We start from the raw sequence: 13,116 nt of genomic DNA, 5'->3' as shown, positions 1-13,116 counted from the left end.
ACCTATCGATGCTGACGGCGATGCCGCGAGCGCACGACCGGCGCGACGGGGGACGGATAGGCCGCATGGGCTTCGCTCGGCGCGACGGACTCGCCGCGGGCCCCGCGCGCGGCGGGCGTGAGCTGGCCGCCATTCAGAACGTCGCGGTCCGGATGGGCAGCCTGATAGGCCGCGGGCTCGGAAAACTGAGCCTGCGCCATTGTCGGCATCAAGGCCGCCGCCGACAACAGCGCGGCCGCGACGGCAATCTTCGTGCGGGTCATCGTCCTTCTCCATATGCTCATTCGGGAGTCTGGCCGATCGAACCGCATGATGGCGTCGAGCGGGCCCCAGGTTGAAGTACGAGCATCATGTAGGCCTGTCTTTCGCGAACGCCCGCCACTGCGGATCACGCTTGCGTGCGGTTTTGAAATTGACCTGCACCGCCGCAGCTGTGCTATGCGAGCGATGGCGATCAACAGTTCGGGATCGCCCAGGCGACAGGGACAATCTGTTGGAAATACTCACCTACGCGCTGCTGCTGCTCGGCGCACTGGCCGGGGGCTTCGTCTCGGGCCTTGCCGGTTTCGGCACGGCGCTGATGGCGCTCGGCATCTGGCTCTACGTGCTGCCGCCCTCGCTCGCGGTGCCGCTGGTGCTGATCTGCTCGGTGATCGCGCAGAGCTCGACGCTGCCGTCGATGTGGAAAAGTTTTGATCTCTCGCTGGTCTGGCCGTTCCTGATCGGAGGACTGATCGGCGTGCCGCTGGGCACCATGCTGGTCGCCTCCGCCGATCCAAAAGTCTTCAAGCTGAGCGTCGGCGTGCTGCTGCTGATCTTCTCGACCGCGCTGTACCTCAACAAGAAGCCGCTCGCCGTCACCTTCGGCGGCCGCATTGCCGACGGCGCGATCGGCTTCGCCGGCGGCATTCTTGGCGGTCTCGCCGGATTGTCGGGGCCGCTGCCGATCCTGTGGGCCAACATCCGCGGCTGGAACAAGCACGAGCGGCGCGGCATCTTCCAGCTCTTCAATTTCACCGTGCTCGCCACCGCTTTGGTGTTGCAGACGGCCTCGGGCCTCGTCGCATTCAAGGTGGTCTGGCTCGCGGTGGTCGCCTTTCCGGGCACGCTGATCGGCGCATGGGCCGGCGCGCGCGTCTATCACGCACTGAGCGACAAGCATTTCGGCGATGTCGTGCTCGGTCTCTTGTTCCTGTCGGGCCTCGGCCTGGTCTGGAACAGTCTTGGCACGCACTAACTCCGTGTTTTCTTCACGGTGAGCGCCACGCCGCCGGCAATTCCGACGCCAAGCACGTAGATCCAGCGCTCGCTACGCGGGCGCGCGTACAGGAGACGCCACGGGCTCGGGGGCAGCCTGCTCGGGGGACTCCTCGTGCCGAAGCACCACAAGGCGCTTCCTGAATTCACGCCGTAGCAGCCACAAGCTCAGGGCCGCCTGCAGCGTGGTCGTCGCGATCGACAGGTACCAGACATGCTCCATCCGAAAGCCCGGCCACGTCGAGAGCCAGATCGACGGCAGGGAATAGGTGAGGACCCGCGTTGCCGAGGTCAACAACACCGGCTTGGTGTTGCCGAGCCCCTGAAACAGGCTGGAGCAGGTGAAGATCAGGCCCTGCGCCACCATGTTGAGCGAGACGATGCGCAGGAAAAGCGAGGCAACCGCCATCGTCTCCTGATCCTTCGAGAAGCCGGTAAGCAACAGACCAGGCACGAGCTGCGCCGGGATCAAGAAAACAATCATCACGGCGGTCGCGACAAGCGCCGCCTTGACAAACGTCTCCCTCACGCGCGCTCCATTGCCGGCGCCGAAGTTCTGGCCGGCGATCGGCCCTGCGGCAAGGGCGATGGCGAGTGCCGGCATCTGCATCAGGCCGAGGAGACGCGTCCCGATGCCAAATCCGGCCTGTGCCGCCGAGCCGAAAACGCTCAGCACGTAATAGCCCACGGCCATGATGATGAAGACCATCGCGAACTCGCCGCCTGCAGGCAGGCCGACATTGAGGATCCTCTTCCACTCTCGAAGCTGCGGCCGCCATTGCGCGGGATTAAAGGCGACATAGCGTTCCAGTTTCAGGAAGTACACCAGCAGCATCAGCACACCGATGAAGACGGCAATCGAGCTTGCGAGGCCCGCTCCGGCAACACCGAGCGCGTGCCCGGTGCCCCAACCCGAGATCAGGACCGGCGCCAGCGCGATGTTGATGGCCACTGCAAGCGCTTGAACCACCATGCTCGGTCGCACGATGCCCGTCGCCCGCAACGCAGACGCCATAACTTGCGACGCAAACTGCAGCGCCAAAGCCGGCATGAACCAGAGCAGATAAATCGCGCCGGCTTCGACCGTGGCCTCATCGGCCGCGACCGCGCGCATATATGGACGCGACAATACGAAGCCCGCGCCCAGGGTCAGGAGCCCGAACAGCACCGATAGGAGGACCGACTGGTTGAAGACGAGGTTGGCGTCGCCGCGATCCTTGCGCCCCACCGCGTGCGCCATCAGTGCCACCGTGCCGACGCCGAGCACCTGCATCAGCGCATTGACGAGAAAGCCGGCATTGCCGGCCGCGGCGACGCCCGCGATTGCCGCATCGCCCAGTCCCGACACGAAATACAGGTCGACGAGTTGGCAGATCATGATCGTGATCATGCCGACCACGATCGGTGGCGCCATGCTCAGGATGTGGCTCACGATGGAGCCGCGTGTCAGGTCCTTCATGTCATCCATCCTCTGGCGGCGCGACGGCGGGCTTTCGTCCCGCCGGCCGCGCGCCACTCATTCCGCTGCTGCGATCTGTCCGAGCTCCACCACCTGGCGCTCGAACAGGCCGCGATAGATGCCGCCGGGCTTGGCTGCGAGCTTGGCATGGGTGCCTTGCTCGACGATCTCGCCGCGGTCGAACACCAGGATGCGATCGAGGCTCTTCACCGTCGACAGCCGGTGCGCGATCACGATCGAGGTCCGGCCTCTCATCAGCCGCTCCATCGCCTGCTGGATCAGCGCCTCGGATTCCGAATCGAGGCTCGAGGTCGCTTCGTCCAGGATCAGCACCGGCGCATCGGCCAGGAAGGCGCGCGCCAGCGCCACCCGCTGCCGCTCGCCGCCGGAGAGCTTGACGCCCCGCTCGCCGACGAGCGTCCCGTAGCCCTTGGGCAGGCGCACGATGAAGTCGTGCGCGTTGGCCAGCCGTGCCGCCTGCTCGATCGCCTCCAGGCTGGCGCCGGGCCGGCCATAGGCGATGTTCTCGGCGAGCGACCGGTGGAACAGGATCGGGTCCTGCTGCACGATCGCGATCTGGCTGCGCAGCGAATGCTGCGTGGCCTTGGCGATGTCTTGCCCATCGATCAAAACGCGGCCGTCGGTGACGTCGTAGAGCCGCTGCACCAGCTTGACGAAGGTGGTCTTGCCGGAGCCGGAGCGACCGACGAGACCGACGCGTTCGCCGGCGCGGATCGTGACCGACAGTCCGTCATAGAGCGGCGCGTGATGGCCGCCATAATGGAACGTGACGTCGTCGAACACGAGCTCGCCGCGCTCGATCGCGATCGGCCGCGCGTCCGTCGCGTCTGCAATCCCGATCGGCTCGTCGTGGATCGCCACCAGCTCCTCCATGTCGTTGACCGAGCGCTGCAGGTTGTTGATGTGCATTCCGACGTCGCGCAAATAGGCATGGATGACGTAATAGCTCGTCAGCACATAGGTGACGTCGCCGGGCGAGGCCCGCCCCGATAGCCACAGCAGCACGGCACCGCCGATCACGGAGGCACGCAGGGCCAGCAGCACGGAGAGCTGCGCCAGATTGGTGTAGTTGTAGCGCAGCCAGGTCCGCCGCACGCGCACGCGCCAGCGGTTGACGACGCGGGCAAGCCGCGCATCCTCGCGCGCTTCCGCGCCGAAGGATTTCACCACCGCGTTGCAGGTCAGCGCATCCGCCAGCGTGCCGCCGACCTTGGTGTCCCAGGCATTGGAGATGCGCGCGGCCGGCGCGATGTAACGCGTCGAGAACAGCACCGTCATCGTGACATAGACCAGCGCGCCCAGCGCGATCACCGCGCCAAGCGAGGCCCAGTGCAGGCCGAGCAGGATCATCGACCCGATCAGCACCAGCAGCGATGGCGCCAGCGCCATCAAGATGGTGTCGTTCAACAGGTCGAGCGCCCACATGCCGCGGGTGACCTTGCGGACCGTAGATCCCGCGAAGGAGTTGGCGTGCCAGTCGGTCGAGAACCGTTGCACGCGCATGAAGGCTTCCTGCGCGACCTCGGACATGATCTTCAGCGAGAACGGCACGATGGCCTGGAGGCCGGTCAGCCGCAGCACCATGGACGCTGCGCCCAGCGCCACGATACCGCCCAATGCCAGGAGCGCCGCGTGACGCGCGGCGGGATCGGATGGGCCGCGAGTCAGGGCGTCGACCAGATGTCCGGAGAAGACCGGCATGAACAGGTCGGCGATGGTCGCACCCAACAAGCCGCCGGCCACGACGAGGGTACGCCCCGGCTGCTTCAGCCAGTGCCGGAACACGAAGGGCAGCACCACGCGTATCGCCGCGGGCCTTTTTGACAGAGCGGTCATGGCATCATCCGGCCGCTTATGCCGCGGGCCGGCTCCATTGATGGACGCAGGCCGGCCGCGAGGGCCGAGACGGCGTCACTTAAAGTTAGTTTTGGACTTGAGGAGCGGAGGCTTGGGGAGCGGAGCGATCGGGACTGGAAAACCCAATCGAAGCTGGCGGAAGAGGCCTCTAGGAGGCCGAGCAGATACCGAGCCAGAACATCATCGAGCGCGGGCGTGCGATCTGCGAATGCGACGAAATCATGCAAATCCTCCCGGTTCGATTGAATGAGGTGCGCTTTATAGATGTGTCATCGGTGATTTGCAACGGGGCTCGCGCGAGATCACGCACGAGTGTTGCAAATTGGTGCGCGTCGCCGCGCTCTCCTCCGTCATGCCCGCGTAGGCGGGCATCCAGTACGCCGCGGCGCCTCGGCTCTATTACAGGCTTTTCGGAATACTGGATCGCCCGGTCAAGCCGGGCGATGACACCGAATGAGTGGCTGGCTTAATGCGCGTCGCCGCTGGCGCCGAACGGCGAGGCCGGCTTCTTCAACAGCGTGACGAGCAGGGTGAGGCCGAGATAGAATAGCGTCAGGATGAAGAAAGCATCGCCGAAGCCCATCACCACGGCCTGGCGATGCACGAGCTGCGACAGCTGCTTCATCGCCATCAGGGTGGAATCGCCAAGCCCCTGAAATTTCTGCATGAACATGGTCAGGGTTTCGGTCGCGGTCGCGTTGCCCCAGGTCACGCGTTCCTGCAGGCGCGTGATGTGCAGGTCGGTGCGGTCGTTGAGCACGGTGTTGATCACGGCAAGACCCACGGCGCCGCCGAGATTGCGCATCAGGTTGAAGAGGCCCGAGGCGTTCTTCACCCGGTCGGGCGCCAGCGTGCCGAGCGCGATGTTGTTGGTCGGCACCATCGCGAACATCATGCCGATGCCGCGCAGTATCTGCGGAATCAGCAGCTCGTAGAAATCGTAGTCGCGCGTGATCCAGGTCATCTGGTAGGAGCCGAGCGCGAACACGACGAGCCCGAACGCGATCATGTAGCGCATGTCGTACTTCGCCATGAGACGGCCGACCACCGGCGCGACCAGGAACATGGTGATGCCCGAGACGAACATGGTCTCGCCGATCATCAGCGCGCTATAGCCGCGCACTTCGGCGAGATAGCGCGGATAGATGTAGGTGAGGCCGTAGAGGCCGATGCCGATACAGAACTGAAGGACGCAGCCGATCGCGAAATTGCGATTGGAAAAGGTGCGTAGATTGACGATCGGCTCGGCCGCGGTGAAGACGCGCCAGAAGAAGGCGATCGCCGAGATGCCGCAGATCCAGGCGCAGATCGCGACCGAGGGGTCCTGCATCCATTCATATTGCGGGCCTTCCTCCAGCACGTATTCCAGCGTGCCCAGGAAGCCGGCCATGAACAGCAGCCCCCACCAGTCGAAGCGATCGAGCAATTCGAAATGCGGCTCGTCGAAATCGACCAGTGCCAGCACGCCGATGGTGATGCCGATGCCGGGCACGATGTTGATGAAGAACAGCCAGTTCCAGGACATCAGGTCGGTGATGTAGCCGCCGACGGTCGGCCCGATGGTCGGGGCCAGCGTCGCGACGAGCCCGATGATGGGACCGACGATGTGGAATTTGGTGCGCGGGAAAACGGTGTAGGCCGAAGCGAACACCGTCGGGATCATACCGGCGCCGAGAAAACCCTGCAGCGCGCGCCAGAGGATCATCTCCTCGATGGTGGTGGCGAAGCCGCAGAGCAGGCTCGATACGGTAAAGCCGGCCGCCGAGATTGCGAACAACAGCCGCGTGCCGAAGGCGCGCGACAAGAATCCCGACAGCGGAATCGCGATCACTTCGGCGATCAGATAGGCGGTCTGGACCCAGGAGACCTCGCTGGAGCTTGCCGACAGGCCGGCCTGGATTTCACTCAGGGACGCCGAGACGATCTGGATGTCCAGGATCGACATGAACATCCCGAACACCATGATGATGAAAGCGAACAGCCGCTTCGGCGCGATGCGCTCCGAAGCGAGGTCCGCCATTATGGCAGGTGAAGCGGTCGTGGCGTTGGCCATGGTCTAACCTCGCGGCGCAGGCGCGCTACTGCGGATGGATCATGGTGGCGTCGTCGAGATCGACCTCGCTGTCGGCGTCGGCCGCGCCCTTGTTGGTGTCGACCGTCGCAGTGACCGACATGCCGGCACGGAGCAGGTTTTGCTTCGCGACCGACTTCGGCACGCGGATGCGGACCGGCACGCGCTGCACGATCTTGGTGAAGTTGCCGGTGGCGTTGTCGGGCGGCAGCAGCGTGAACACCGAGCCCGAGCCCGCCGCGATGCTGTCGACGACACCGGAGAACTTGCGCATGCCGTAGGCGTCGACCTTGATCGTCACCGGCTGACCGGGGCGGATGCGCTTGAGCTGAGTCTCCTTGAAATTGGCGTCGATATAGACGTTGTCGAGCGGCACGACGTTGCCGAGCCGCTGGCCCACCGCGACGAAGTCGCCGGCACTGACGAGGCGGTTCGAGAACGTGCCGTCGACCGGCGCGCGCACCGCGGTGAAGGCGAGATCGCGCTCGGCCTTGGCCAGCGTGGTCTTGAGCTCGGCGAGCTGCGCCTGCGCTTCGGCCTGCTGCGCCTTGGCGACGTCGACATTGCTGAGCGCGACGTCGTAGGCGGCCTGCGCAGCCTTGACCGCGGCGGGCACCCTGGTCGCGTCCGGCCTCGGAGCTCTCGAAGGTGGCGCGGGAGGCAAAACCCTTGTTGCTCAGCGCCTGCTGGCGCTCATAATCGAGGTCGGCGCGCTTGAGGCCGGCTTCGGCGGAGACGAGCTGCGCCTTGGCCTGTGCGACCTGGCTGTCGAGCGCCGCGACCTGGCGGCCGATGCGATCGATGGTGGCCTGCTGGGTCGCGATCCTGGTCGCGGCGGCGTCGACCGCGATCTTGTAGTCGCCGTCGTCGATGCGGAAGACGATGTCGCCGGCGCGCACTGTCGTGTTGTCGCCGGCGAGGATCGAGGAGACGTGGCCGGCAACGCGCGCGCCCAGCATGGTGTTGTTGGCGCGGACATAGGCGTCGTCGGTCGCGACGTAGAAGCGGCCGACCAGGGTGTAATAGCCGGCATAGCTCGCGGCCGCGAGCGCCAGCACCAGCCCTACTCCCATCATCACGAATTTGCGCTTGCCGGACTTCGGCGCGCCGGCGGCGGCGGGCGCGTCTGGGGCTGCGGCCGGCTTGTCGGTCACGGGCTGCTCCGGCGCCTCGTTGGGGCGGCGCTTGGTTTCCTCGGCCACATGAGAGCGCAACTGCTCGGCGAGAGCCACAGACGTCTCGGTGGCAGCGTCACCACCCGCGGGCGTCGGCGTCTCCACGGCGTCCGGGCGAAGGACGCGCGCAGCCTGGTCTCTCACTACGGCCATGAAGGCCTCCCCAAAAAAAGCGCGATGAGGGACGGCCGCCGTGCGGCCGGGTCCCTCTCGCCGATCCCAAATATCATTGACCGAACGGTTCGGTCAATATAGATAATATTCCCGGGCAGACCCTACTGGCCCGAATCCTTTATTTCGGTTTCATGACCCTCGACCGATGCAAAAACCTTCCGAGACCCTGAACCAATGGTTGTAGCCGACCGCGAACATCTGCACGTCATCCAGGAGGAGGACAGCTCCAAACGCCGCCAGATCCTGGACGGGGCCCGCAAGGTGTTCATGGATCTCGGGTTTGACGGCGCCAGCATGGGCGAGATCGCCCGCGCGGCGCAGGTCTCCAAAGGCACGCTTTACGTCTACTTCGCCGACAAATGCGCGCTGTTCGAAGCCATCCTCGAGCAGGAGGCGCTCCAGCACGGGCAGGTCGCGTTCAATTTCGATCCGGCACGCGATGTTGAAACCACGCTGAAGGATTTCGGCCGGGCCTATAACCGTTTGCTGTGCCGGCCCGGCGGCGGATCGGCCATCCGCACCGTGATGGCGATCGCCGAGCGCATGCCCGATCTCGGCCGCCGCTACTATGCGCGGGTGCTGGACAAGTCCATCAACCGCCTCTCCGACTATCTCAACACCCATGTCGCCTCCGGCGATCTCGCGATCGACGATTGCGATCTGGCGGCGTCGCAGTTCATGGAACTGTGCAAGGCCTCGCTGTTCCTGCCCTTCGTCTTCCAGGCCGCGCCCGCACCGTCGGAAGAGCGCATGAGCGAGGTCGTCGACAGCGCGACGCGGATGTTCCTGGCGGCGTATCGGGCGAAGTAACCGCGCAGAATAACCTCTCTGCCGTCATTGCGAGCGCAGCGAAGCAATCCAGAATCTCTCCGCGGAAACACTCTGGATTGCTTCGTCGCTTCGCTCCTCGCAACGACGGCTGAGTTGCGCCTGTAGAAGTCTCAGCATTATATTCGGGCTCATGTCCCGTGATCTCCGCCCGCCCGTCGATATCCTCCATTACGAGATTGTCCAGGAACAGGCCTCCGCGCTCGGACGGATGGGCCGCACGCTCGAACAGGCGCTGGCGCGCTTGCGCGAGTTCGACGCCGCCCATGCCCTCCCCGAGGTGTCAGCCTCGATGCAACCCGCCAGGCGGAAACTGGTGATGGAAGCCGGCCACGCACTCTGGATGTTCGTGGTGCAGCGTGAGGCATCCGGCCTGCGCGACAGCCGCCACATCATGCGGACCTACAATGTCCCGGCCGAGGTGCAGCTGTGCATGGGGCTGGTGCCGGCACCTTCAAAGTCGGCCTGAAAATGATTTCTACGGCGCGGGCGCGAAGGCGTGCACTCATTGAGCGGCGGACCGCCTGATGTGCGGTTTTCCTCGGCCAAGCCGAAGTCTCTCAATCCTCGCTAGGCGTGCACCGGATCTCGTTCGGTCGACAGCATCCCGACGGCAATTCGGTCCAAGTCGGCTTCAAGAATCTCAGGTCGTCACCAAACCCCTGCGGCTTGACCTTGTTGCCCCATGCCTCTTCCAATGAGTACCGCAGCTCATCGGCAAGGCACTCGACACTGTCTCTCAGTCGCTTGTGGTTCCACCATTCTCCACCGTGTTCATCTCTCGGATCACGTCGCGCATCGCCAGGCGACCAAGGGGTTATCCTCATCGACAAGGACGGCATTGGCGGCGGCTGGTGATCAGCTACACGGAGTGAAAGGCTTTATGGGCAACTCAACACCCGTGCCACCCGAACAGCCCTCCGGCGTAGGATGCCCCACCCTGAGGAGTTCTCGCAGATCAACCAGAAAGACATGGACAAGGATGGCAAGCTGAAGATCGCAGGCAAGGATGAAGTGCGTGAAGCAATCGGCCGCTCACCTGACACCGGAGGCACCTTCCTTATGCGGATGTACTTCGAGCTACTCAAAGACACGGTAGGTGGCACCTATGAGCAGTCGATATCGTCAATCAATCGGCGTGCTGTTCGACGGGAGATCAGCAGCATGGGTACTAGTCACCACAGCAGCTTGATGGCTCCGGCAATCCCTAAAAAGCACAGGAACCACAACACGACCTGCCCGGATACTCCTTCGAAGCTGGCCTGCCCTACAGTGAATTTTATGGGATTACCATCAGCCTGCTTCAACATAGCGACGACCAGGTAGGCGACCAAGGCAGCAATGGGAAGGCCGAAGATGACGGCCGCCTTTTCCAGCAAGAACTTGCTCTTTGGGGTGTCTGCGAAGAGCTCCCCTCCGATGAAATAGCCACCTACACCAATCAGGACGAATACCACGACCAAGATAATGAACGTGACAAACACGCCCGTCATTCTATTTTCTAACTCTTGATCTGCTTCGCTCGGCATGCCGTTCCCCTTATCCCCACGCACGCGCGCAGACTGCACAAATGCGCGGTACACTTCAAGCATGAAAGAGTTTTGTGCTGCGACAGACGACCACCTGGATGAATACGAGAACGGCACCATCACCATCTCGGAGGACATTGAGTTCTCGATGCGCCAGACGGTGCGCCAAACCATTCACTACATCCTCTCGAGGTACATGGCGGGCAGCAAGATGAGCAGGGCCGCCGCAAGCCCTTTCGCAACATCGGCAACGCTATCGTGTATATCGAGTGGCGCGCGAAGAACAGTGTCCGCAACTCGATCGAGGTGCGCAAGTCTCTGAAGCAGCCTCAAACGTTGTTGAAGGTCTTGCCATCGATGCAATCAAGGTCAAGAAGTGCCCGAACAAGTGTCGGAAGGAGCGATGGAGTGAGGCGTTCCGCCAAATACCTGCTCGACGCGCCACGCGCTCGCAGCCACCGCTGGTGAAAAGACCGCACATGCTCGAGGCGGGGGAGACTTCCGTTTTGCGTCGGTAAGCTGACCTTATTTGTACACGACCTAGTCGGTCACCTGCTTGCGGAGCGCAGCGAGATCGTTGACGACCATCTTGGTCGGGCCGGTCCAGATGATGCCGTCATCCTGGAGGCGGCTGAGGATCAGGCTGATCGACTGCCGCGTCGCGCCGATCATGCGCGCGAGATTGGCCTGCGTGATGCGGCCGAGCGAGATCGGGCCGTTCTCGTCCTGGGCCGCGTTCTCGCACAGCTTGACCAGCAGCAGCACCAACCGTTCGGCCGCCTTCTGTCCCGCCAGCGTCTGCGCCAGCATCGAATAGGTCTCGCCCTTGAAGCCGAGGCACTCGATCAGCGCGATTGCGAACGACGGCGACTGCGCGATCAACCGGCGGACCGCATCCTGGTCGAGATGCAGTGCTTCGACGCGCCCCAGCGCGCGGGCCGACCAGCTGTGGCGGTGATCGCCGAGGATATAGGGCGCGCCGACGAAGTCGCCTGCCTCCCAGGTCGATAGCATCAATTCGCGCCCCTGCGTGCCGGCATGGGTGCTTTCGACAATCCCGTTCAGGATGATGTGGACGCCGTTTGCGGGCTCGCCCTCCCGCAGCAGATATTCGCGGTTCTGGTAGGTCGCGAGCCTGCCGGTTCGCATCACCAGTTCCAGATCGGGCTTGTCCAACGCCTTCAGCACATAACGTCCGGTCCCGGGCCGTGGCAGTTCGGCGCGCGGCTCAGCTGGATCGGCCACCTCATGCGCATCGCTGCGCCCCACGATCGGTCTCCCTTCGAGTGACGGCTCGAAGGCTAGGAGGTCTCCGCTCAGATTGCAACGCGGCGCAGAAGTTCGGGCTCGGCTGAAACCTCCACGAAAGCGCAAGCCAGATCAGTGAGCAGGCGCTCCCGGCCGGCCGGCGCCAGGAACGTGACGCCATAAGGCACGCCGGCTGCGGTGACGGCGTTCGGAACGGCGATGGCGGCGAGGCCGAGCGGGTTGGCATAATTGGTATAATAGCCGTTGTTGAAGTTGGCCGTCAGCGGATCGCGCGCGACGTCGTCGATGCTCAGCACGGTGCCGACCGTGGGCACGACCAGCGCATCGTGATCTTGCCAGAAATCGCGCAGCGATCGCTGGACCTCGTTCACCTTGTAGAGCGCACGATAGGCGTCGGCCGCCGTGAACTTCCGGCTGCCGATGACGAGGTCGCGCACGATCTTCACGCCCGCCTCCGGGTTGGCGTCGAGGAATGCGCCGACCGAGACGTCCCGCTCGGCGAGGAACGGTCCGAAAAACATCAAATCGTTGACCGAAATGAACGGCGCGAAATCGACCGATGCGACCGACAGATCGAGCTGCCGCAGCTTGCGCAGCCCATCGCCGAACAGCGCCTCCGTCTCCGCATTGCCGAAGAACCTGAGCTGATCCGGACGCGGAGTTGCGATGTTGAGGGGGCGCGGTGGAGATGCCTGCTCCGTCCATCCGGCGAAATCCACCGGTGAAAAGCAGTCCTCGGCATCGCGCCGCGCCAACACGCGGTAGACGTCGTGGCCATCGCGGGGATCGCGCGTGTAGAGCGAGATGGTATCGAAACTACGGCACGCGTAGACCATGCCGCGCTGACTGAAGGCGCCGGGCGCCGGCTTGAAGCCGGTCACGCCACAATAGGACGCCGGCACCCTGCCCGATCCGCCGGTATCGGTGCCGAACGCAAAGGACGAGGTGCCTGTCGCGACCGATACCGCGGCGCCCGAGCTCGAGCCGCCGGGGATGTAGTCCGGATTGTGCGGGTTGCGGGCGATGCCATAGGGCGAGCGCACGCCGACGAGGCCGGTCGCGAACTGATCCATATTGGTCTTGCCGAGATAGATCGCGCCGGCGGCGATGGCGTCGGCGACAACCGGGCTGGTGTCTTTCGCAGTGTAGGCGAATTCCGGGCAGGCCGAGGTGGTCTGCTCGCCGGCCACGTCGATACAATCCTTGACGGAGAACACGAGGCCGTAGAGCGGCAGCTCGCCGATCTCGCCAACGCGGGCATCGAGCGCGCGGGCCTTGGCCATGACGCCTTCGGGATTTGCCGTCGAGATCCAGACGCCGCTCTGGTCGGCGTCGTCAAGGCGCGACAAAACATGCGCGGCGACATCGGACGGCTTGAGCTCACCGCTGCGATAGGCGGCGCGGAGGCGGCCAGGTGCGAGATTCATGTCGGTCACGTGCTTGCGGGAATTGGAAATGTGCCGGCGAGACAGGCCC

The 13,116-nt window shown here is 64.1% G+C and carries 10 protein-coding genes and 1 pseudogene; 3 read left to right on the top strand and 8 right to left on the bottom strand.

Features of this window, described 5'->3' with window-relative positions; all coding sequences use genetic code 11:
• Nucleotides 1–2: 2 nt before the first annotated feature.
• Nucleotides 3–263 carry a hypothetical protein gene (locus ACVIN2_RS30360; RefSeq protein ID WP_456768404.1) on the bottom strand — a complete coding sequence of 87 codons (261 nt, stop codon included), beginning with the start codon at nt 261–263 and terminating at the stop codon, nt 3–5.
• A 230-nt stretch (nt 264–493) separates the two neighbouring features.
• On the opposite strand from ACVIN2_RS30360, the gene ACVIN2_RS30355 reads away from it, so the two are divergent.
• Nucleotides 494–1,237 (top strand): sulfite exporter TauE/SafE family protein, encoded by a 744-nt coding sequence (locus tag ACVIN2_RS30355; protein ID WP_456768403.1) that lies wholly within the window; start codon nt 494–496, stop codon nt 1,235–1,237.
• Between the two features lie 72 nt (nt 1,238–1,309).
• On the opposite strand, the gene ACVIN2_RS30350 is transcribed toward ACVIN2_RS30355, so the two are convergent.
• The 4 genes and pseudogenes from ACVIN2_RS30350 to ACVIN2_RS30335 form a co-directional block, all read right to left on the bottom strand.
• Entirely contained in the window at nt 1,310–2,716 is a 1,407-nt protein-coding gene (locus tag ACVIN2_RS30350) for an MATE family efflux transporter (RefSeq protein ID WP_456768402.1), read from the bottom strand.
• 57 nt (nt 2,717–2,773) lie between these two features.
• Nucleotides 2,774–4,573 (bottom strand): ABC transporter ATP-binding protein, encoded by a 1,800-nt coding sequence (locus ACVIN2_RS30345; protein WP_456768401.1) that lies wholly within the window; start codon nt 4,571–4,573, stop codon nt 2,774–2,776.
• Nucleotides 4,574–5,060: 487 nt separating this feature from the next.
• Nucleotides 5,061–6,647 carry a DHA2 family efflux MFS transporter permease subunit gene (locus tag ACVIN2_RS30340; RefSeq protein ID WP_456768400.1) on the bottom strand — a complete coding sequence of 529 codons (1,587 nt, stop codon included), beginning with the start codon at nt 6,645–6,647 and terminating at the stop codon, nt 5,061–5,063.
• A gap of 25 nt (nt 6,648–6,672) precedes the next feature.
• Nucleotides 6,673–7,993, bottom strand: a pseudogene (locus ACVIN2_RS30335) (efflux RND transporter periplasmic adaptor subunit).
• A gap of 195 nt (nt 7,994–8,188) precedes the next feature.
• On the opposite strand from ACVIN2_RS30335, the gene ACVIN2_RS30330 reads away from it, so the two are divergent.
• Nucleotides 8,189–8,824 carry a TetR/AcrR family transcriptional regulator gene (locus ACVIN2_RS30330; protein ID WP_456768399.1) on the top strand — a complete coding sequence of 212 codons (636 nt, stop codon included), beginning with the start codon at nt 8,189–8,191 and terminating at the stop codon, nt 8,822–8,824.
• Nucleotides 8,825–8,975: 151 nt separating this feature from the next.
• A complete protein-coding gene (locus ACVIN2_RS30325) occupies nt 8,976–9,311 on the top strand; it encodes a DUF6665 family protein (protein WP_456768398.1) in 336 nt (111 codons plus the stop codon).
• 706 nt (nt 9,312–10,017) lie between these two features.
• Here ACVIN2_RS30325 and ACVIN2_RS30320 read toward each other — a convergent pair.
• The 3 genes from ACVIN2_RS30320 to ACVIN2_RS30310 form a co-directional block, all read right to left on the bottom strand.
• Nucleotides 10,018–10,545 (bottom strand): hypothetical protein, encoded by a 528-nt coding sequence (locus ACVIN2_RS30320; protein WP_456768397.1) that lies wholly within the window; start codon nt 10,543–10,545, stop codon nt 10,018–10,020.
• A gap of 366 nt (nt 10,546–10,911) precedes the next feature.
• The gene (locus tag ACVIN2_RS30315; protein ID WP_456768396.1) at nt 10,912–11,640 is read right to left on the bottom strand and encodes a Crp/Fnr family transcriptional regulator; all 729 of its coding nucleotides are present in this window, start codon (nt 11,638–11,640) and stop codon (nt 10,912–10,914) included.
• Between the two features lie 47 nt (nt 11,641–11,687).
• The gene (locus tag ACVIN2_RS30310; protein WP_456768395.1) at nt 11,688–13,067 is read right to left on the bottom strand and encodes an amidase family protein; all 1,380 of its coding nucleotides are present in this window, start codon (nt 13,065–13,067) and stop codon (nt 11,688–11,690) included.
• Nucleotides 13,068–13,116 lie beyond the last annotated feature (49 nt).

The organism is Bradyrhizobium sp. USDA 3650 (assembly GCF_054057395.1).
Note: the sequence above shows the minus strand (reverse complement) of the source record. Positions and strands in the feature narration are given on the sequence as shown.